This is a genomic window from Bombella pluederhausensis (genome assembly GCF_026385525.1).
GTDB lineage: Bacteria > Pseudomonadota > Alphaproteobacteria > Acetobacterales > Acetobacteraceae > Bombella > Bombella pluederhausensis.
The window spans coordinates 74,148-94,764 of the sequence record NZ_JANIDY010000001.1 but is presented as its reverse complement, the minus strand read 5'-3'; the positions used below and the strand labels follow the sequence as shown (position 1 = coordinate 94,764).

Sequence of the window (20,617 nt, the reverse complement as noted above, 5' to 3'; positions counted from 1 at the left end):
AGCATGTTATAAGGCCTGCTCATGAAGATCCGTACCCGTTTTGCTCCCTCGCCCACCGGGCTGCTCCATATCGGCAATGCCCGTGCTGCCCTGTTCAACTATCTCTTTGCCCGCCATCACGGCGGAGAGTTTGTCCTCCGCATTGAGGATACAGACCGGGAGCGCTCCACCCAACAGGCCGTGGACGTCATCTTTGACGGTCTGAAATGGATGGGGCTGGACTGGGACGAGGAGCCGGTCTTTCAGGCCACACGGCAGGACCGTCATGCGGAAGTCGTGGCGCAGCTGATGGAAAAGGGCATGGCCTATCGCTGCTATTGCACGCCTGAAGAACTGACCGCCATGCGGGAAAAGGCCCGTGCCGAAAAACGCCCGCCCCGCTATGATGGCACATGGCGTGACCGTGACCCTTCCGAGGCACCGGAAGGCGTCCCTTATGCCATCCGCCTCAAGGCCCCGAAGGAAGGTGAGACCATCATCAAGGACCTCGTGCAGGGGGAAGTCCGTGTCGCCAATGCGGAAATGGATGACCTCATCCTGCTCCGCTCCGATGGAACACCGACCTATCTGCTCGCCGTGGTGGTGGATGACCATGATATGGGCATCACCCATGTCATGCGGGGTGACGACCATCTGACAAACACCTTCCGTCAGGCCATGATCTACCGGGCCATGGGCTGGGACCTGCCGGAATTCGCCCATCTGCCGCTCATTCATGGGCCGGATGGAGCCAAGCTTTCCAAGCGTCACGGTGCCCAGTCTGTCGTGGACTTCCGTGAAGAAGGCATCCTGCCGGAAGCCCTCTGCAACTATCTGCTGCGCCTCGGCTGGGGACACGGCGATGCGGAAGTGCTGGACCGTGAAGAACAGATCAAGTTGTTTGACATGGATGGCATTGGCCGTTCTCCGTCCCGCATGGATTACGTCAAGCTCAGCCACCTCAATGGCATCTGGATGCGCCGTGCCGATGATGAACGGCTGACCGCTCTGGTCATGCAGCGTCTGGAACAGCGTGACGATCTGGACCATGACGAGACAGTCCGTGCCCGTGTCCTCGCCCTCATGCCGGGGCTGAAGGAACGTGCCAAGACAGTCGTGGAACTGGCCGACAATGCCTCTTTCACAGGTCTGCGCCTGCCGCTGACCATCACACCCAAAGCCGAGAAACATCTTGGCGAGGATGGCAAGAAGGTTCTGGCAGGGCTGGAAGAAAAACTCGCTGCGCTGGAGCCCTTCACGGCTGAAGGAATCGACAGCACACTGCGTGCTTTCGCTGCCGAGCATGAGCTGAAACTGGGGGCCGTTGCCCAGCCACTCCGTGCCGCCATGACAGGCACAACAACCTCCCCCGGCATCGACCTCACACTCGCCGCACTGGGGCGTGATGAAGTCCTCGCCCGCATCCGGAGTGTTCTGTCCGCATGAGCTCCGCACACCACACGCCCCACCTTCTTGGCATTGAAGGCATGACGGAAAAGGACATCACGCCTTTTCTAGACCTTGCCGAGAGCTATGCCCTGCTCAGCCGCTCCCGCAATGCACCGCGGGACGTGCTGCAGGGCCGTACCGTCATCAATCTCTTTTTTGAGGACAGCACACGCACACGCACCAGCTTCGAGCTGGCCGCCAAAAGGCTGGGTGCCGATGTGGTGAACATGACCGTGGCCACAAGCTCGGTCAATAAAGGGGAAACCCTGCTGGACACGGCATCAACCCTCAATGCCATGCATTGCGACCTGCTGGTCGTCCGCCATGCCCAGAGTGGCGCCCCGGCCCTGCTCTCGCAGAAGGTTGAAGCCAGTGTCGTCAATGCCGGTGACGGGATGCACGAACACCCCACACAGGCCCTGCTGGATGGCCTGACCATCCGGCGGCATTTCGGCCGCCTCAGCGGACTGAAAATCGCCATCTGCGGGGACATCGCCCATAGCCGTGTAGCCCGCTCGGATATCCATCTCCTGCGGGCGATGGGGAATGACATCCATCTGGCAGGCCCGCCCACCCTGCTCCCCGGTGCGCTCGGTACACTGGACGGCGTCACCCTGCATCATGACATTGATGAAGCCCTGAAGGATGCAGACGTTGCCATGTGCCTCCGTGTCCAGCGGGAGCGCATGGGCAGCGGGCTTGTGCCCAGTGCCCGGGAATATTTCTCCCTTTTCGGGCTGGACCGCCGCCGTCTCGCTCTGGCCAAGCCGGGGGCTCTTGTCATGCATCCCGGCCCGATGAACCGGGGGGTGGAAATTGCCTCCGATGTCGCCGACTCCCCCCAGAGTGTCATTTCTGAACAGGTCGAGATGGGTGTTGCCGTCCGCATGGCCGTGCTTGACCGTCTCTCCCGCATGAAGAATCCCGCATGAGCAGTATCCTTTTTAAAAATGTCCGGTTGATTGATCCTGCCTCCGGGCAGGATAGCAAAGGGAGCCTGCTTGTCGAAAAAGGCCGCATCGCTGCCATCGACCCCAAGGAGACACCCAAGGCCGCCCGCATCGTGGATGGCAAGGGCGCCGTCCTCTGCCCCGGCCTCGTGGACATGCGGGCCAGCTTTGGCGAACCGGGCGCAGAATATCGGGAAAGCATCGATTCCGGCATTCAGGCTGCCGTGGCAGGAGGCATCACCTCCCTTGCCCTGCTACCCGATACCGACCCGGCCATTGATAACCCAGCCCTTGTTCATTACATCCGCCGCCGTGGCGAGGAGACTGGCCTTGTCTCCATCCATCCCTACGGGGCGCTGACAAAAGGCTGTGCCGGTAAGGATATGGCCGAAATCGGTCTGCTGAAAAAGGCTGGTGCAGTCGGCTTCACCGATGGTGCCCGTGCCATTGCCGACACCAAGCAGATGCGGAATCTGCTGGCCTATTCCGGTTTTCTGGATACGGTCATCGTGCTGCACCCGGAAGACCCTTCACTTGCCAGCGGCGGTTGTGCCACAGCCAGCCCGCAGGCCGTGAAAATGGGTCTGCCGCAGATTCCCGCCTGTGCCGAGGCCATGATGGTCGCCCGTGACCTCCGCCTTGCCGAACTGACCGGGGCACGCATTCATTTCGGACATATCTCCACAGGTGAGGCTCTCAGCCTGATTGCTGATGCCAAGAAGCGGGGAATCCGGGTCACCTGTGATACAGCCCCGCCCTATTTCGCCATGACAGAAGCGGATATTGGCGATTTCCGTACCTACGCCAAGCTGTCCCCGCCGCTGCGGCTGGAAGCTGACCGTCAGGCCGTTCTGGCTGGTCTGGCTGATGGCACCATTGATGCCATCGCCTCCGATCACAGTCCGGCTGATGCCGATGACAAGCGTCTCCCCTTCGCACAGGCCCGTGCGGGCGGAACCGGCCTCGTCACCCTGCTGGGTGTCACGCTTCAGGCTGGCCTGCCTCTGCTGGACGCCCTGCGCCTGCTTACCGTAGCCCCCGCCCGCCTGCTGGGGCTGGAAGCTGGTACGCTCAGCATCGGCGCAGCAGCGGACCTCTGCCTGTTCGACCCGGAAGAAGAGTGGACCGTCACGGCAGGCAGCCTGCCCGGTCGGGCCCAGAACACCCCCTTTGATGGCCGGACCCTCAAGGGGCGTGTCCTGCGCACCTTCCACCATGGCAGAGAAGTCTATACCGCCGAAGGCCTCCCTTCATGAGTGGTATCCTGACATGGACCCTCATGCCCCCCAGCCTTCCCGTCATTGCTCTGGCCGCCTATGGAATGGGCAGCATCCCGTTCGGGCTGCTGCTCACAGCTCTGAGTGGGCAAGGGGACATACGGCGTATCGGCTCCGGCAATATCGGGGCCACCAATGTGCTGCGGACAGGCCGTAAAGGACTCGCCGCAGCGACCCTGCTGCTGGATGCCTTCAAGGGGCTGCTCGCCGTCCTGCTGGCGCAGGCCCTCTCCCCACATAACACGGCCCTGTGCCTCTCCGTTGCGGGCTGTGCGGCCGTGCTGGGGCACTGCTTTCCCATATGGCTGGGCTTTCGGGGTGGCAAAGGGGTTGCAACCGGAATCGGCGTCTTCTGGGGTATGTGCTGGCCGGTCGGGCTGCTCTGTACCCTGCTGTGGCTGGCCGGTGTCCGGCTGAGCAAGATTTCCTCGGTCGGGGCACTGCTGGCCTTTCTGGCGGCTCCCTTCCTGATGGTAGCGTTTTCTCTGGCGCCCATCATGTCCGCCCGTCCCATTGCAGCAGCGCTGATTACCCTGCTGATTCTCCTGCGCCATTATGGCAACATCACCCGTCTCTGTAGCGGGACGGAACCCCGTGTCGGGCAGAAATAATCCTGCTTCCTCACCGGAAGCAGGGCTAACCATCACGGAACGTCTGGCCCAGCTCCGGCTGGCCCGTACCAAAGGGATTGGCACGGCAACCTTCAGCAAGCTGATGGGTCTCTATGGTACGGCAGAACAGGCTATTGCCGCCTTGCCTGTTCGCGCCCGCCTTTCAGACCGACCAACACCAGCTATTCCCTCCATTACCCAGATGGAAGATGAAATAGCTTGGCTGGACAAACAGGGGGGCTGCCACCTTCTGCGCTCTGATGCAGCTTATCCGCACCGTCTCGCAGCCTTGCCTAATGCGCCCATTCTTCTGTTTGCACAGGGGAATACCGCCCTGCTTTCAGCACCCTCTCTAGCCATTGTCGGCGCCCGCAAAGCGTCCAATCCAGCCCTGAATCTAACAGAAGATTTTGCGGCCGGTCTGGCTGAAGCTGGCCTGACTATCATATCCGGTCTTGCCCGTGGCATTGATGGTGCGGCCCATCGTGGTGCCTTGCTCTTTGGCCGAACTGTTGCGGCCCTACCCGGTGGGTTGGACATCACCTATCCGCCCGAACATGCCCAATTACAGGCAGACATAGCCCGGCAAGGGTGCCTGATTACGGAATATCCCCCTGGCATGCCGGCCAATGCCCGCCATTTCCCACGGCGCAACCACCTCATTGCCGGTCTCTCCCAAGGCTGCCTTCTGGTGGAAGCGGCGAGACGGTCCGGCACACTCATCACGGCCCGACTCGCACTGACCTTCCAGCGGCTTCTTTTTGCTGTTCCCGGCTTTCCCGGCGATCCACGGTCTAGTGGCGGCAATGATCTGCTGAAACAGAACAAAGCCATCCTGGTCGAGCAGTTTCAGGACATTCTCACCGCCTTGAAAGACACCACCCCGCCCGACCGGATACTCGCCCCTTGGGGGAGGCCGCCCTCGCTGCAACCTTCCCTTTTCACCATGGTGGAAGACCCTCCCACCCCTCAGGAACCAGAACAGGCCCCCAGCATATCAGCCCTGCCTGCTGCCGAAAAAACGCCCATGACGGGGCAAAACACGCAGAGTCCTGACGAAAAAAATGTCCTGTCACTCCTTGCGCATACCCCCTCCACTGTTGACGAGATTGCATCACGCTGTCAGTTGTCCATCTCAGCAGTTGCGGCAATACTCATCGAGCTGGAAATAAACGGGGCTGTCCAACGCCATGAGGATGGACAGGTCACACTTCTCAGCTAGCGGGCATCGGCCATAAGCAGCCTTATCGTCAGGACACCAGAGACCGGGAAGAACTCATGGCAGTGAAGAATGTTGTGGTTGTCGAAAGCCCTGCCAAGGCAAAGACCATCAACCGTTATCTCGGCAGCGATTATACCGTCATCGCCTCTTTCGGTCATGTGCGGGACCTTCCCCCCAAAGACGGCAGTGTTCGCCCTGATGAGAACTTTGCCATGTCATGGCAGACCGATGAACGTGGCTCCAAGCAGATCGCCACCATTGCCAAGGCGCTCAAAGGTGCCAGCAAACTGATTCTCGCCACCGACCCGGACAGAGAAGGCGAAGCAATCTCGTGGCATGTCCGCAGTGCCCTTGAGGAGAAGAAGCTTCTCAAGGACATTGAGGTCGAACGGGTCACCTTCAACGAGATCACCAAGAACGCCATCGCTGCGGCTATGAAAGCCCCTCGCACGCTGGACCGTCCTCTGATTGACGCCTATCTGGCCCGCCGTGCGCTGGATTATCTGGTCGGCTTTACCCTGTCTCCCGTTCTCTGGCGCAAGCTGCCCGGCAGCCGCAGTGCAGGGCGTGTCCAGTCCGTTGCCCTGCGCCTGATCTGTGAGCGGGAAGCAGAAATTGAGGTCTTCAAGCCCAGAGAATATTGGAGTGTGGAGGGTCTTTTCACGACTCCTGCCAAAGCGGACTTTACGGCAAAGCTGACCCACCTTGAGGGTAAGAAGCTCGACCAGTTTGCCCTCCCCAATGAAGAAACGGCCCATAAGGCCCGTGATCTGGTCCGCTCCTCTGCGCTCAGCGTGCGGAAGATCGAGCGCAAACGGACACGCCGTAACCCGGCACCGCCTTTCACCACCTCCACACTCCAGCAGGAAGCCTCCCGCAAGCTGGGCATGAGCGCACAGACCACCATGCGCACCGCTCAGCAGCTCTATGAAGGTGTAGACCTGAATGGTGAGACGGTCGGTCTCATTACCTATATGCGTACAGATGGCGTCACAATGGCTTCAGAAGCCGTGCAGGCCATCCGTTCCCATATCAATTCTACTTTCGGGAACGATTACTGCCCGGACAAACCACGTTCCTACGCTACAAAAGCCAAGAACGCACAGGAGGCCCATGAAGCCATCCGCCCGACTGATGTATCCCGTACCCCTGCGGCGGTCTCCTCTGTCCTTACAGCCGATCAAAAACGCCTCTATGAACTGATCTGGAAACGGGCCGTGGCCTCTCAGATGCAGTCCGCGGCACTGGACCAGACTGCCATTACCATCGGAGATGACAAGGAACAGACCCTGCTGCGGGCTACCGGCTCCATCATTGCTTTCGATGGCTTCCTGAAGCTCTATATCGAAGGGCATGATGACAAGGAAAAAGGCGGCGATGACGACCAGAACCGCCTCCTGCCTGCCATGGAAGAAGGCGACCGTCTGGGCACGAAAGATGTAAAAGCCGAACAGCACTTCACCCAGCCGCCGCCCCGCTATTCCGAGGCGTCACTGGTCAAGAAGATGGAAGAAATCGGCATCGGGCGGCCTTCCACCTATGCTTCCATTCTCAGCGTTCTGCGGGACCGCAATTATGTGCGTCTTGACGCCCGCCGCTTTGTCCCGGAAGACAGAGGACGGCTGGTCACAGCCTTCCTGACCTCCTTCTTCCAGCGTTATGTGGATACAGGCTTCACCGCCTCGCTGGAGACGCAGCTGGATGATATTTCTGACGGTCGGGCTGACTGGCATGATGTCATGTCCGCCTTCTGGCATGACTTCTCCGCCACGGTTGCCAAAACAAAAGACCTGAAAATTTCCGATGTCATTGATGCGCTGGATCAGGACCTCGGTAATCATTTCTTCCCACCACGGCCAGATGGCAGCGACCCCCGCCACTGCCCGTCCTGCTCTGATGGACGTCTGGGCCTCAAGCTGGGGCGGCATGGGGCCTTCCTTGGCTGTTCCAACTACCCGGAATGCCGTGTTACCCGGCCCCTGACCGTTGATAACGGTGAAGACTCCGCCCTGCCTGATGGAATGCGCCTTCTGGGCCATGACCCTGCCACGGGGGAAGACATCACCCTCCGCCGTGGGCCTTATGGGTTGTATGTCCAGCGTGGCGAACCGGACCCCGAAGATAAAAAAGCCAAGCCGAAACGGGCCACCATTCCCAAAGATCGCAATGGTGAAGAACTGACCCTTGAGGAGGCTATAGGTCTGCTCTCTCTCCCCCGTGAAGTCGGTCCTCATCCGGAAACGGGCGAGATGATTACCGCTGGCCTCGGCCGCTTCGGTCCGTTCGTCAAAATGGGCAGCATCTATGGCACGCTCAGCAAGGACGATGATGTCCTGACCATCGGGCTGAACCGAGCTGTGGATGCTCTGGCCAAGAAACTCGCCTCCATCCGTACGCTGGGGACACACCCCAAGGATGGCGAGGCTGTCATGGTCCGTAAGGGACGCTTTGGCCCCTATGTGCAGCACGGCCAGACCGTTGCCACCCTCCCCAAGGGAGACTCAATGGATGATGTAACGCTGGAAGACGCCCTCACCCTGCTGGAAGAAAAAGGCAAATCGCTGAAGGGTGGACGCAAAACGACTACCAAGAAAACAGCTACGAAAAAGACCACAACCAAAAAAGCCACCACCAAGAAAACAACGGCCACGAAGACCAAGGCGGCCAGCACGACCAAAAGGAAGACCGCAGCCAAGACCACAAAAAGCACAGCAAGCAAGAAAGAAGCACCAAAGGCTCCCCTAAGCGAGGATGATCTTCCTTTCTAATTCCCCTTCTTTCATCAATACGGCATAATGGGGAAGCGTGGCCTTTTTCGGAGGCCATGCTTCAGCCCAACAGAGGCACGTTCCGCCCCATCCGGTCCTGTCCGCAAAGAAAGCAAAATGACAGTGTTCCGGCCTTTTCGTTTCCCCTCCCCTTCCTCATCCCGGTTCATCACGTTCATGATGCCAGTCCGTCATCTGCGCCCTGTCTGTATAGTTCTTACCCCGCTCGCCCTATGCGGCATCATTGCGGCGGGGTCCACAGCTGCCCAGACCATGCAGACGCCTCCCTTCTGGCATAAGTTCCTTCACCGTTTTGCCAGCAAGCATGAGGGCGCATCACTAACGCCGGTCACTTCCACCACAGCAGGAAGCACGAGCCACACCGTAACACCAGGACAGCCTGGAACAGTTTCAGACATCCCAGCAGCACAGACGAATAACCAGCCTCCTCAGCCGGACAGCAACCCGGCCGCAGCGCCTCTGCCCCCCGTCTCTACACTCTCCACAGAAGACAAACAGACAGAGCTTACCCTCTCCACGGCACTCACCTTTATGATGCCCCGTCTGCTAACACCCCACACACCTCAGGAACTCTGCCTGTGGGGAATGCAGGCCCTGCTTGAAACAGCCGCCTCTCCCCTCGGCCAGAAACACGCCACAGCCTCACCTCAAACGGGCTTTACCTTTACATTTCATCCGAATTCGCTGTTCAGCCCTGCTCATCTTACCGTCCTCTATGGGGGGCAGACATTGCTCTCCGAGCGGGCCCCCGACAAGGATGACATTGCCGGATGGAGCCTCCTCAGCACACGCCTCATTGCCCTGCTTCATCAGGATGTTCCCCGCTTTCAGATCATAAGCAATGATGCTCTCCTGAGTCATTTCATCAATGGCATGCTGGCTCGGCTGGACCCCTATTCCCGGTATCAGCCCCCACCTCCGCCCCCCTCCCATTCCGATACAGCTCCTCCACCCACAGCACAGAATGTGCAGATACCCGGTATCAGCGTTGGGCTGACACTCAGACGGACTCACGCCCGTTTTCCCCTCGTAGCGGCCCTGAATCTCAACAGCCCGCTCTGGGATGCAGGGATCACACCGGGTGACAGCCTCATCAGCCTGGATGACCACAGTACCCGCCGCATTCCTCTCGAAACATTACAGGATATGCTCGCAGGCCCTGCAGGCAGCACTGTCCGGCTGGAATTCCGTACACAGGATGGCCGCCATATTGTCCGCCCTTTCATCCGGTCACAGATGCTAGAGGAAAGCGTCTTCCCCGATCATGCTGGTCCATACCCCATCCTGAGGGTCACTCATTTCTCCACACATACAGCGGAGGAAGTCAGTCAATATCTATCCACCCTTCTGCCTGACACACCACCAGACGCCGACATCACCCATCTCCCCAAAACCCCACCAGCCACCCTACCAGGGCTCGTGCTAGACCTTCGTGGCAATCATGGTGGTATATTGCAGCAAGCCGTCATGACAGCGGCTCTCTTTCTGGACCATGGCGTCATTGCCACGACCGAGGGACGAGCGCCTGAATCCAACCATGTTTGGAGCATTCAGGGAGGAGATCTCACAAACAACACTCCTCTTGCCCTACTGGTGGACAAAGATACAGGAAGCGCCGCAGAGGTTCTCGCCGCAGCACTGGCAGACCAGCAGCGCGCTGTCGTGACAGGCAGCAGCAGCTTTGGCAAAGGAATGGTCCAGATTTCCGCCATCATGCCCAATGGCGGCCATCTCTCCCTGACATGGGCCCATATCACCGCCCCCCAAGGTTGGGCCATACAGGGACTCGGTGTTGTGCCGCAACTCTGCACGACACCCCGTGGCCAATTCCCTCTCCGTGCTCAGCTAACAGCCCTGAGAGATGGTCAGTCTCTCATGACCGCAACGCTGCAGAAATCCCGCCTCATTCACGAGGATAGCCCGGAAAGCGCACGTCTTGCCCTGCGCAATGTCTGCCCGCCATCTCCTCCCAGCCCCTCCGACATGTCCGCCGCTCTGGCGCTTTTCATCATACCTCATGCTTATCATACGGCACTGCTCCAACAGCCCCCACCGGCAACCGCAGACGCCCCATCCCCCGATCCATCCCACTGAACGCTCCGGACAGGCATCCACAGTCGGGACTTATCTCAAGGAGAATGTCTTTTCATGATGTACGGTCTCAAAGCAGGATTCTGGGTGCGTGCCACTCTCCGCCGCCTCAATCAGGAAGGCCTCATGGCTGTCGTGGCGCAGAAGGGAGATGAAGATGCCGGAAGCATTTTCATCATACTGACAGACAGACAAAACCGAATCGCCATTCTACGAGAACAAGGCGACACATGGCACCGACAGTCCTTTGAAGATACCGAGACGGCAAGTGCCGCCATGCACGCTACCGACTACATGGAGCGCCAGAAACGTTACGATCCTGACCTCTGGATCATCGAAATTGATGTCCCCGACAGTACGGCACCGCTGGAGACCGAACTCGGTACACGCCGCTTCAGTCATCTGGACTAACCTGCCCGGACAAAGCCCCCTCATCAACAAGACCGGAACGGGCTGTTTCTCTCATAAGGATTCACAAACCTGTAACCGATAGGACACATCTCACCTTGTCCAATCAAAACAGATGCAGGTATTTCCGGTAAATCCATTGCGTTTACCGGCGCTTTCAGTGAAAAGAGTAGCCACCCGTCTGGTTGGAGAGTAATTAAATGATCGCACGCACCTCCATTGCATCACTGCTGGCCCGCAGCGCCTGTGCCGCCTGCCTGTCAGTCATGACGTTTGGTGCGGCAAAAGCACAGCCCGTCCGCGGCCTTTATGTTGCTGGCGCCGCTGGAGCGAGCTTCAACCAGTCTCAGACGGTCAACCCGCATACCAAGCTGTTCCCCCGTGGGCGGGATGATTTTGCAACAGGCATCACCGGCCTGGGAAGCGTTGGTTGGGGGCTGGGCAATGGCTTCCGTGTGGAGCTTGAGGGTAATTACCGCAATAACCGTCTGTCCCGCTTCCACTCCCCCGGTTTCGGCAGCTCAGCACATGGCCATCAGCAGAAATATGGTGGCATGGCGAATGCCCTGTTCGACATGGATATCGGGCAGAACTGGATTTACCCCTATTTCGGTGCCGGTATTGGCTATGGCAGCCAGTTTACCAACACGGCTATCCGGGGGACAGGCGTAGACAAGGGCTATAGGCAGCGCACCCGCGACAGTGCTGGCGGGTTTGCTTATCAGGGTATTTTTGGTCTTTCCCTGCCTGTGCCTTGGGTCGTAGGCCTTTCCACCACGATGGAATACCGTTTTTATACCATCACGGGGCGCCACAGGCACTTCACGACAGCTACTTATAACATCGCCAACCCTGATAGCGGCCCTGTCAGTGGGAAGCGTGGCAGCCGGACCGACTTCAACCATTCCCTGATGCTGGGGCTGCGGTACGAGTTCAACCCTGCTCCACCGCCACCGGCACCGACACAGACCCTCTCCGCTCCGGCTCCAGCACCTGTCCGTACCTATCTTGTCTTCTTCGACTGGGATCGTGATGGTCTTTCCGACCGGGCACGGGCTATCGTGGAAACGGCTGCCCGTAATTCCACATCCGCCCAGTTCACCCGCATTCAGGTCAATGGCCATGCGGATTCCTCAGCTGTTCATCCGGGTAGCAAGAAAGCGCAGGCCTATAACATGGCCTTGTCCTTGCGCCGTGCACAGAACATCAAGGCTGAGCTGATCCGTGATGGTGTTCCGGCTGGTGTGATTGATGTTCATGGCTTTGGGGATACGCAGCCGCTCGTCTCCACACGCCCCGGCACTGCTGAACCTCAGAATCGCCGTGTGGAAATCGACTTCCAGTAATCTGGGCACCGCATTCTAACAGAAAGAGGCCGGACATTTTCTTGTCCGGCCTCTTTTCTATCCAGCACCCTGAAACAGAGATGATGCAGGGTTACCATCCTTCATGAATGGCTAACCCTGCTGGACCCGTCTTACTTGGCTGCTGTGCCTGTATGTTTGCTGGCAGCATGACCCGCATGGGTTGCTGCATGGTGAACAGTATGAACAGGCTTTTTGCCTTTCTGCTCTGCTGCTTCTGCTACAGATGATTTCTTCTCTGCCACAGGCGAAGCTGCCACAGCACTGGCAGGCTGTTCCACACGCACCTGTACATGCAGCTGACGGCGTGGCTGTGCATGTGCCGGGATCAGCTCCACAGAAAAGGAATCTTCACCCTTATATTCTGCGGCAGGGGTGTATTCCACATAAGTACGGTTGTCGTAGTTATAGAGGAACGCCCGGCCATGCTCAGGCGGAGGTACGACACCGAAGGACACATAGCTGCCCCCGCCGCCCTTGCTGACAGAGAACGGGCAAACCCCACCATCACCCGCCATGACTGTCATTTCTATGCTCATCCGCCCGGCAGCATCTGTCTGCAAGGAGGAAACATCACAATGCGCTGCCCGCTTCTCATTGGCGAAAGGATTAGGCGGAATATTTGCGGCAGGCCCTCTCGCCTGCTGTCCGACACACCCGCCAAGAGCCAGAAGAGTCGCACTTACAACCCCAGCCCGTACTAGAAAACTGCTCTGCTGCACAGTCAACTCCAGAGAAAACTAAAGAACCAGATATAAAGACGCAGTCAGAGCCTCTGCTCTGCTCCGCCTATCTCACGTGCGCACGATACGCTGTCCACGCAGCGATGAGAATGCAGTCTTCCACATTTCTTTATCAGCCCACCCATACTTAACACTTCTTTCATTATTGGGCGGCCATACCCCTCCAAAGAATTGCCCTCTCAGGGCAGACTTTCCCCAACGGCCATGATATAGGCAGAAAACCTGTCAGCGGGAGTTTTCACATGTCTCTTCTGTTTCGCAGCCTGTCCTTTTCCAGAACTGGACTGGCACTTGCCACTGCGGCCTTCTTTGCCTTCGCCCCTGCCTCTATGGCGGCTGCGTGTCATTCCTCAGAGGAAGACCATTCAGCCTTCAATCTTGCCGGGCTGAAATCGGAACTCATGGTTACGGCCCTCTCCTGCCAGACACAGGACCGCTACAACCAGTTCATCAACAGGTTCCGTCCCATTCTCACAGCCTCCGAGAAGCAGCTGGACTCCTACTTTCACCGAACATTCGGCCATCAGGCTCAGAAGAAGCATGACGATTACATCACCCAGCTGGCTGATGTGCAGTCACTTGGCGGGCTGAAATCCGGTACGGCTTTCTGCGCCCAGCGTGTCCCCATGTATGACGAGATTGAAGCACTGGATGATTCCAAGAGCGATCTTGCCCATTATGCAGAGGCCAAAGACATCGTTCAGCCGTCTTCTTACGAAAGCTGCTCTGCTCCACTCCCTCCGCACCGTGCTGCGCACCGCAAACGCCGGGGCTGAGGCCTTTTCTCCTCTCCCCTTCACGCCCCGACAGACAGGATTACAGAATGGCCGACATGTTCGAGCAGGATTCCTCCCGTTCCCAGCCAGCTGAGAATTATGATGCCGGGGCTATTGAGGTTCTTGAAGGGCTGGAGCCTGTCCGCCGCCGTCCCGGCATGTATATTGGCGGCACGGACGACACGGCATACCATCATCTTGCCTCCGAGATCATCGACAACGCCATGGATGAAGCCGTGGCAGGTCACGCCACGACCATTGAAGTCCATCTGGAAGATGCCCACACCCTCATGGTGCGTGATAACGGGCGTGGTATTCCAACTGATCCTCATCCCCGTTTTCCTGAAAAATCAGCTCTTGAGGTCATCTTCACGACCCTTCACGCAGGGGGAAAGTTTTCCGGGAAATCCTACGCTACCTCTGGCGGTCTGCATGGTGTGGGTAGCTCTGTAGTGAATGCGCTGGCCTCACGGCTGGAGGTCGAGGTCTATCGTGGTCGCAAAGGCTGGCGGCAGACCTTCTCCCGTGGGCTGCCAACCAGCACTCTGGAAAGTACAAAACCGGCCATCAAACGGGGCACGATGGTACGCTTCACGCCGGACAGTGACATCTTCGGCAGCAGCCTGCATTTCTCACCGGCCCGTCTCTATCGTCAGTGTCAGGTCAAAGCGGCTCTATTCCGAGGTGTCAGCATTGCATGGTCATGTGCACCGGAACTGCTGAAGGGCGAGAATGCTCCCCCTGCCGAGACGGTCATTGCCTATCCTAACGGGCTGGAAGACGCCCTGACGGCTGATCTTGGTCCCTCACCGGCTCTGCTCACCCCCCTCTGGGCTGGCGATGCAGAACTCCCCCTTGCCGCAGATGGTCAGCCCGGTGGCCGGGTGGAATGGGCCGTTGCCTTTCTGGATCAGGGCAACAGCTCTCTCATCTCTTACTGTAACACCATTCCCACGCCGCAGGGTGGTACGCATGAAAATGGCCTTCGTGCAGCACTCGTAAAGGGTTTCCGTAACTGGGGTGAGCAGCGCAAGATTCGCCGTGCCAATGCCATCACGGCAGAAGACGTACTCGGCACCATCAATGCCCGCCTGTCCGTCTTCATTCGCAATCCCCAGTTTCAGGGACAGACAAAAGACAGGCTGACCACGCAAGAAGCCAGCCGCCTCGTAGAAGGTGCCCTGCGAGACCGTATCGACCACTGGCTGGGCGGCAACCCTCAACAGGCTGACAGCCTTGTCGGCTATATTGTCGAGCGGGCAGAAGAACGCCTCCGCCGCCGTGAAGCCCGTGAAACAACCCGCAAGACGGCCACCCGCCGCCTGCGTCTGCCCGGCAAGCTGACGGATTGTTCCCGCAGCAATGCCCATGAAACAGAACTGTTTCTTGTGGAAGGCGAATCAGCTGGTGGCTCTGCCCGTCAGGCTCGTGACAGGGAAACGCAGGCCGTTCTTCCCCTGCGTGGCAAGATTCTCAATGTGGCCTCTGCCACACAGGAAAAGCTGCGGGCCAATACCGAGCTGCGAGACCTGATCGAAGCTCTGGGCTGCGGATTCGGCAAGACGCTGGACCTGAGCAAGTTACGCTATGGGCGGGTCATCATCATGACAGATGCTGACGTAGATGGTGCTCATATTGCTTCCCTGCTGATGACCTTCTTCTTCCGGGAGATGCCGGACCTCGTGCGGCAGGGCCACCTCTATCTGGCTCAACCACCGCTCTACCGCCTCACACATGGCAGCAAGACCGTCTATGCCATGGATGATCTCAACCGTGACCGCCGCCTGAAGACGGACTTCAAGCCCAATGCCAAGGTCGAGATTTCACGCTTTAAAGGGCTGGGAGAAATGCCTGTTTCCGACCTCAAGGAAACCACCATGTCCCCCGCTCGCCGGACGCTCCTGCGTGTGACCGTACCTGCCGAAGAAAACCTGCTGACACGGAAACGGATTGAAAGCCTCATGGGCCGCAAGCCGGAGCTGCGCTTCCAGTTCATTCAGGAACAGGCTCGCTCTGTCGAGCTGCTTGATATCTGACAACGCCCAAGTATGAACCGGGAAGGCTGTATCCCTATATTCGGGATACAGCCTTTTTTGTCAGTCGAAGACAGGATTCGCTGGATTCGCACCCATACGACCATCTTTACGATGAAGGGTTGCAATCTCGGCCATTTCCTTCTCTGGCAGCACAAAATCGAACAAGTCCAGATTCTCGGCCATACGCTCCCGATGCACGGATTTGGGAATCACCACCACTTCATTCTGTAAATGCCAGCGCAGAATCACCTGAGCCGGGCTTTTACCGTGCCGCCTGGCAATGTCGGCAATCAGCTCATTCTTCAGAACAGTCCCTTTACCCAGAGGCCGCCATGCTTCTGTCTGGATACCGACACTCTTATGGAATGCCCGTAGCTCCTCCTGCTGAAAGAACGGATGAATCTCGATCTGGTTGACTGCTGGGACAACCCCCGTCTCATCAATGATCTTCTTCAGGTGATCCTTCTCGAAGTTGGAAACACCGATGGAGCGGACACGCCCCTGCTTTTTCAGCTCAATCAGGGCCTTCCATGTTTCCACATACAGGCCCTGCTGGGGCATAGCCCAATGAATCAGATAAAGGTCCACAACGTCACGCTGTAACAGACGGGCACTTTCATCAAAGGCCTTCAAAGTGGCATCGTACCCCTGCTCATCATTCCAAACCTTTGTGGTGACGAACATATCGGGATGATCCCGCAATCCCTCTCCAACACCTGCTTCATTGCGATAAAGCCGGGCCGTATCAACAGCCTTGTAGCCAAGCTCAATGGCCGTTCTGACAACCTGCGCTGTCTCATCGGGCGGTGTTTCCCACACGCCCAGCCCAATCCATGGCATGGTCTGGCCATCATTCAGCTGCACACGATCAGCCGCATTTTTGGGAAAACCGCTCATAACCCCCTCCATATCAGGGAAAATATCGCTCCATGGTCAAAGTGACCGTCATCATCATCTCTCTTTTACAGAATGCAGACAAGCATATCGACTCAATACCTCGATAACATCCTAGCTACTGCTCGAATAAACCCATCTGCACAGGTAAAGCGCTTTCGTCATAAGGAACCAGTGATGAAATGGTCAGGCCCAGAAGTCTGACAGGGCGCTCCAGCGGGAAAAAACTGTGCAGCAGATCATGCGCCATCCGTTGCAGCACAGCTTCTTCCACTGTTGGAAAGGGCGCAGAACGGGCCCGTGTCACGGTCTGAAATCCAGCATAACGGAGCTTAAGCGTCACCGTCTTCCCGGCGATACGCTTCTGCACGCAGCCTGCGGCCAGTTTACGGACAATCTCCTGCAACACAGCGGCCAACCTGTCCCAGTCGGCAACGTCATGGGCGAAGGTCGTTTCTGTTCCCAATGATTTTCTAGGCCGATTCGCCTCTACAGGACGGTGATCGATTCCTCTTGCAATATCATGATAGAATTGCGCTGAACTGCCAAAATGTCGCTTCAACTCCTGGACTGTCCAGGTTTTCAGGTCAGCCCCCGTGTAAATTCCCAGACCATGCATCCGCCTTGTCGTGGCAGGCCCCACACCATGGAACTTCTCCACGGGCAGCTCCGCCACGAAGCCTTCCCCCTGTCGTGGTGGGATGACGAAAAGCCCATCCGGTTTCCGCTGCCCGGAGGCCAGCTTGGCCAGAAACCGATTATAAGACACACCAGCCGAAGCCGTCAGGCCAGTCTGTTGCTGGATATCCCGCCGGATGGATTCGGCAAGGGCCGTTGCAGACCCGTAGGAATGCCACTGCTCCGTCACATCCAGATAGGCTTCATCCAGTGCTAGAGGTTGAATGACAGATGTATAATGCCGAAAAATGGCGTGAATCTGCGCCGAAACAGCTCGATAGACATCAAAACGAGGTGGCACGAAGATCAATTCCGGGCAGCGTTCCAGCGCCATGTGGGATGGCAGAGCCGACCGCACACCAAACTTACGGGCCTCGTAGCTGGCAGCCGCCACGACACCCCGGCCACTGCCCCGCCCCACAGCCACGGGCCGTCCTTTCAGGGCAGGATTGTCCCGCTGCTCGATGGATGCATAGAACGCATCCATATCCACATGAAGGATACGCCGGATGGTCTCATGTCCCGGTTGTGTATGGACTTTTTCCTTCAAAAGCTGGCCGGACCTTCTGCTAGAAAGAAGCCCTCGGCATGGGCATGTAGCTGCCAACAACCAGCGCCAAAATCGTCACATCCGGGCTTTCTGCCTCACTATGACAGACTGTCTCCTCCGGGGCAGGAAGGATGATTGGTGATTGAAACTCCGGCTCGGTACTCTGAGGCCATAGCACCATCTGCCCACTATCCTTGATCTGAACTGCCTTGATAGTGGCTTCAAAAGCATCCGACATAGCAGAGCGCTGCATGGCGATGACGTAATCACCATTCCGTGGTCTGCGCCCCAGCTCAGCAAAATTGACCACGATGACGACCGAACCATCCTGAAACACCCTGTTCATCGACTGGCCCTTAACAACCAACCCATAACGCTTCAGGCTGGCATAGGTGGCGTCATGAGGAACGGTAATGCCGTACCAGTCCGATGCGGGCCATTCCTGCGCCTCTTTCCAGACACCCGCCTGCACCTCACCACAGACTTGCACCTGCGAGACAGGTAAAGCCGGAGAGCCTTCGGATTCTGCTGCATCAGTTACGCCACGCTCCCCCGGATGACTGATCTCACTCACCAATGTGGCGACCGGGACATCCAGCACCTGCGCCAGAGCTGCCAGCTTGTCCGTGCGTGGAAGATGCTTACGCCTGCGCATATCCCGCAGAAAATCGACCCCAACGGCGGGATTGATCTCATGCGCCTTCAGGCAGGCTTTTCTATCAGACAAGCCCTGCGCAGCCAGAAGGGAATCAAGACGGGACAGTAAGGATTCAATGGACATACGGGGATTATCCCTTCCGTGAATGAATTGTCCAGAGGTGCGTTTTCTTGGAGTTACGTTAATTTGCTTGACATTTGAGGGGATATACCCGCATTTTTAATTCAATTCCCGCAGAAGGCTCTCCGACACTCATCTGCCAAGGAAGAATACCCTCACTGTTTCATCCTCTCATGAAGACGCTCGCAAGGGGCTGTGCCCCATCACGACCATTACGCAGTTTTTTAGGGAGATTCCTTTTGTCTCGCATTGCTCACATCACCACCACTCCCACACGGGAACGCACACGCAAGGCCGACTATGAGGGTATTGGCCGCAAGCGGCGCCGTGCCAATACGCTTGGCGCCCTGTCATCACGTCTGAGAGCCGAGGTTATTTCTGAAGCGGAACAATGGGTAAAGGACTGGATGCTGGCCGAGCATGGTTATCTCGACATTATGAAGAATGGCGGGGCCCCGGCACTGGCTGGCAATGTCTTCACCTTCAATGCGCTGCAGGGCAAGGCTTGGGGGCGACTGAATGCCTTTCGCCGTCATGCAGGGCGGGCACGCCATCAGCTACTGGTCAACATGCTGGGACTGGGCTGGTCTTTCACATCTTTAGGGTCCAAACTCTATCCCAACCTTCACCCGGACAATGCCCGCAAGAAGGCCGCAGATGACTGCGCTGCCACGCTGGAGATGCTGGCATCCTTCTGGCAGGAACAGAGACAGAAAAAAGCCCGACAGGCTGTACTCATCGCCCAGCAGCATCGGAAAGGTCTGGACATGGCCACTCTGACACAGAAATATGCCATTGCTCCTAAAGGTCTTGAGAAGATCATCAAGCATGGCGAACATATCCTCGACAGGCCCCGCAAGCTGACAGCCATAGAGCTGCGTCCCTGACAGTTCTGTCCGTCCTGCCATTTTCTCATTGACAGGGCACCCGCTTTACCCTATAAGAAATTCATCATCACGAGCCGTGTGCCTGAGAGGGTTCACGGCTTTTTATTTGGCTGCTCCTCCTTCTTTGACAGGACAGCTTCAGCCCTCCCTCACAATCTGACTGACCCGCAGGCGATCATCTCCGCACTGGTCAATCTTCCTGCGCTGCATTCGTGCCCTGCCTGAGAGGCAAAATGGCACATCTCCAGCGCTCCCTTATCATTTCGTAGAAATAACGGATATCTTACCGTGGCACATTCTTTTCCCACTTCCGGGCAGCCGCTCGGCCGTGGTCGCATCGTCATGACAAAACGAGGCCTCTGCACCATTCTTGCCGAGGATGGAGAACGCCTTGTTCTCTGCCCCATCTACGAAGCCCCTGACCTGACACACAGGGCCGACATTCCTCTGAGCTGGCGGGATGAACTCATTCTGGGACTGAAACAGAATGCCGTTGTCAGAGCCATTCCTTTCCTCAAGCAGCGGCGAGCCGTCACGCCCCAGCAGGCACGCCTCTCCACCCTGACACTCACCCAGCTCCGCCTCCGCACACATCGGGAATTGCAGATCAATGCGCTGGAGAGTTCACGCTTGCCTTTCTTCTCCGGTCGCCACACTGACAACCACCCCCATCACAGCTATGCCTCGTGAAACAGACCGCAAAAGACCCATCACCTTCTCGCAGAAACTGTTCGATGAGATGATGGAAGACCTCATGCTGGGCCGCCCCTTGCATGAGATATGCTCTGGCACACAGCGCCCCACATTACGCAGCTTCTATCGCTGGCTGCATAAAAACCCCGCACTGCTTCCCTGTTACCGTCAGGCACGAGACCTATCGGCGGACAGTCTGGAAAGCACCATCCTGTCCCACATCATGGCCATGCCGGAGGCTGCCGATACGGCAACGGTCAATCTCCACAAGCTGCGGTTTGACATGCTGCGCTGGGTCATGGCCCGCCGTGCCCCAAAACGCTACGGCGAGCGACAGACCGTAGAACATACCGGGCAGGATGGTGGCCCCATCCATACCATCCGGCGGCTCATCATAGACCCTGCCGCCCCAGACACACGACCACAATAACAGAATACAGGT

18 protein-coding genes are annotated in these 20,617 nt (G+C 57.8%); 14 read left to right on the top strand and 4 right to left on the bottom strand.

What is annotated here, in order from left to right; all coding sequences use genetic code 11:
- The first annotated feature begins 21 nt into the window (after window positions 1-21).
- The 9 genes from gltX to NQF86_RS00450 all read left to right on the top strand — a co-directional run bounded on the left by gltX (window position 22) and on the right by NQF86_RS00450 (window position 12,122).
- Window positions 22-1,425 (top strand): glutamate--tRNA ligase, encoded by a 1,404-nt coding sequence (gene gltX, locus NQF86_RS00490; RefSeq protein ID WP_266115673.1) that lies wholly within the window; start codon window positions 22-24, stop codon window positions 1,423-1,425.
- On the top strand, window positions 1,422-2,360 hold the full coding sequence (locus NQF86_RS00485) for an aspartate carbamoyltransferase catalytic subunit (protein WP_266115672.1): 939 nt from the start codon (window positions 1,422-1,424) through the stop codon (window positions 2,358-2,360). Before gltX ends, NQF86_RS00485 begins: the two co-directional genes overlap by 4 nt.
- The gene (locus NQF86_RS00480) at window positions 2,357-3,634 is read left to right on the top strand and encodes a dihydroorotase (protein WP_266115671.1); all 1,278 of its coding nucleotides are present in this window, start codon (window positions 2,357-2,359) and stop codon (window positions 3,632-3,634) included. Before NQF86_RS00485 ends, NQF86_RS00480 begins: the two co-directional genes overlap by 4 nt.
- Window positions 3,631-4,266: a glycerol-3-phosphate 1-O-acyltransferase PlsY gene (gene plsY / locus NQF86_RS00475; protein WP_266115670.1), complete on the top strand. Its 636-nt coding sequence runs from the start codon at window positions 3,631-3,633 to the stop codon at window positions 4,264-4,266. Before NQF86_RS00480 ends, plsY begins: the two co-directional genes overlap by 4 nt.
- Complete coding sequence (gene dprA / locus NQF86_RS00470) at window positions 4,250-5,488, top strand: DNA-processing protein DprA (protein WP_266115669.1); 1,239 nt, start codon at window positions 4,250-4,252, stop codon at window positions 5,486-5,488. Before plsY ends, dprA begins: the two co-directional genes overlap by 17 nt.
- 62 nt (window positions 5,489-5,550) lie before the next feature.
- Window positions 5,551-8,256, top strand: coding sequence for a type I DNA topoisomerase (gene topA / locus NQF86_RS00465; RefSeq protein ID WP_266116403.1), 2,706 nt, complete (start codon window positions 5,551-5,553; stop codon window positions 8,254-8,256).
- Between the two features lie 117 nt (window positions 8,257-8,373).
- On the top strand, window positions 8,374-10,371 hold the full coding sequence (locus NQF86_RS00460) for a S41 family peptidase (RefSeq protein WP_266115668.1): 1,998 nt from the start codon (window positions 8,374-8,376) through the stop codon (window positions 10,369-10,371).
- 54 nt (window positions 10,372-10,425) lie between these two features.
- On the top strand, window positions 10,426-10,779 hold the full coding sequence (locus tag NQF86_RS00455) for a DUF1491 family protein (RefSeq protein WP_266115667.1): 354 nt from the start codon (window positions 10,426-10,428) through the stop codon (window positions 10,777-10,779).
- 197 nt (window positions 10,780-10,976) lie between these two features.
- Window positions 10,977-12,122 (top strand): OmpA family protein, encoded by a 1,146-nt coding sequence (locus NQF86_RS00450; protein ID WP_266115666.1) that lies wholly within the window; start codon window positions 10,977-10,979, stop codon window positions 12,120-12,122.
- Between the two features lie 131 nt (window positions 12,123-12,253).
- Here NQF86_RS00450 and NQF86_RS00445 read toward each other — a convergent pair whose 3' ends face one another.
- Window positions 12,254-12,862: an Ig-like domain-containing protein gene (locus NQF86_RS00445; RefSeq protein WP_266115665.1), complete on the bottom strand. Its 609-nt coding sequence runs from the start codon at window positions 12,860-12,862 to the stop codon at window positions 12,254-12,256.
- A gap of 263 nt (window positions 12,863-13,125) precedes the next feature.
- Here NQF86_RS00445 and NQF86_RS00440 point away from each other — a divergent pair, with 263 nt between their 5' ends.
- Both NQF86_RS00440 and NQF86_RS00435 read left to right on the top strand, forming a co-directional pair.
- On the top strand, window positions 13,126-13,659 hold the full coding sequence (locus tag NQF86_RS00440; protein WP_266115664.1) for a hypothetical protein: 534 nt from the start codon (window positions 13,126-13,128) through the stop codon (window positions 13,657-13,659).
- A 47-nt stretch (window positions 13,660-13,706) separates the two neighbouring features.
- Entirely contained in the window at window positions 13,707-15,695 is a 1,989-nt protein-coding gene (locus NQF86_RS00435; RefSeq protein ID WP_407652824.1) for a DNA topoisomerase IV subunit B, read from the top strand.
- Between the two features lie 60 nt (window positions 15,696-15,755).
- Here the strand turns inward: NQF86_RS00435 and NQF86_RS00430 are convergent, their stop codons facing one another.
- The 3 genes from NQF86_RS00430 to NQF86_RS00420 all read right to left on the bottom strand — a co-directional run bounded on the left by NQF86_RS00430 (window position 15,756) and on the right by NQF86_RS00420 (window position 18,598).
- Window positions 15,756-16,592 (bottom strand): aldo/keto reductase, encoded by an 837-nt coding sequence (locus NQF86_RS00430; protein ID WP_266115663.1) that lies wholly within the window; start codon window positions 16,590-16,592, stop codon window positions 15,756-15,758.
- A 115-nt stretch (window positions 16,593-16,707) separates the two neighbouring features.
- Entirely contained in the window at window positions 16,708-17,817 is a 1,110-nt protein-coding gene (gene dinB / locus NQF86_RS00425) for a DNA polymerase IV (RefSeq protein ID WP_407652823.1), read from the bottom strand.
- 19 nt (window positions 17,818-17,836) lie between these two features.
- Complete coding sequence (locus tag NQF86_RS00420; RefSeq protein WP_266115662.1) at window positions 17,837-18,598, bottom strand: LexA family protein; 762 nt, start codon at window positions 18,596-18,598, stop codon at window positions 17,837-17,839.
- Between the two features lie 236 nt (window positions 18,599-18,834).
- Between NQF86_RS00420 and NQF86_RS00415 the strand changes: the two genes are divergently transcribed.
- The 3 genes from NQF86_RS00415 to NQF86_RS00405 all read left to right on the top strand — a co-directional run bounded on the left by NQF86_RS00415 (window position 18,835) and on the right by NQF86_RS00405 (window position 20,605).
- Window positions 18,835-19,482: a hypothetical protein gene (locus NQF86_RS00415; RefSeq protein ID WP_266115661.1), complete on the top strand. Its 648-nt coding sequence runs from the start codon at window positions 18,835-18,837 to the stop codon at window positions 19,480-19,482.
- 288 nt (window positions 19,483-19,770) lie between these two features.
- Entirely contained in the window at window positions 19,771-20,172 is a 402-nt protein-coding gene (locus NQF86_RS00410) for a hypothetical protein (RefSeq protein ID WP_266115660.1), read from the top strand.
- A complete protein-coding gene (locus NQF86_RS00405; protein WP_266115659.1) occupies window positions 20,093-20,605 on the top strand; it encodes a terminase small subunit-like protein in 513 nt (170 codons plus the stop codon). The genes NQF86_RS00410 and NQF86_RS00405 overlap by 80 nt, the downstream gene beginning before the upstream one ends.
- Window positions 20,606-20,617 lie beyond the last annotated feature (12 nt).

What these genes read in the sequence shown, in the direction of transcription:
- gltX (WP_266115673.1), top strand. Translation starts at nt 22, where the DNA reads ATGAAGATCCGTACCCGTTTTGCTCCCTCGCCCACCGGGCTGCTCCAT.
- NQF86_RS00485 (WP_266115672.1), top strand. Translation starts at nt 1,422, where the DNA reads ATGAGCTCCGCACACCACACGCCCCACCTTCTTGGCATTGAAGGCATG.
- NQF86_RS00480 (WP_266115671.1), top strand. Translation starts at nt 2,357, where the DNA reads ATGAGCAGTATCCTTTTTAAAAATGTCCGGTTGATTGATCCTGCCTCC.
- plsY (WP_266115670.1), top strand. Translation starts at nt 3,631, where the DNA reads ATGAGTGGTATCCTGACATGGACCCTCATGCCCCCCAGCCTTCCCGTC.
- NQF86_RS00460 (WP_266115668.1), top strand. Translation starts at nt 8,374, where the DNA reads ATGACAGTGTTCCGGCCTTTTCGTTTCCCCTCCCCTTCCTCATCCCGG.
- NQF86_RS00455 (WP_266115667.1), top strand. Translation starts at nt 10,426, where the DNA reads ATGATGTACGGTCTCAAAGCAGGATTCTGGGTGCGTGCCACTCTCCGC.
- NQF86_RS00450 (WP_266115666.1), top strand. Translation starts at nt 10,977, where the DNA reads ATGATCGCACGCACCTCCATTGCATCACTGCTGGCCCGCAGCGCCTGT.
- NQF86_RS00440 (WP_266115664.1), top strand. Translation starts at nt 13,126, where the DNA reads ATGTCTCTTCTGTTTCGCAGCCTGTCCTTTTCCAGAACTGGACTGGCA.
- NQF86_RS00435 (WP_407652824.1), top strand. Translation starts at nt 13,707, where the DNA reads ATGGCCGACATGTTCGAGCAGGATTCCTCCCGTTCCCAGCCAGCTGAG.
- NQF86_RS00430 (WP_266115663.1), bottom strand. Translation starts at nt 16,592, where the DNA reads ATGAGCGGTTTTCCCAAAAATGCGGCTGATCGTGTGCAGCTGAATGAT.
- NQF86_RS00420 (WP_266115662.1), bottom strand. Translation starts at nt 18,598, where the DNA reads ATGTCCATTGAATCCTTACTGTCCCGTCTTGATTCCCTTCTGGCTGCG.
- NQF86_RS00405 (WP_266115659.1), top strand. Translation starts at nt 20,093, where the DNA reads ATGCGCTGGAGAGTTCACGCTTGCCTTTCTTCTCCGGTCGCCACACTG.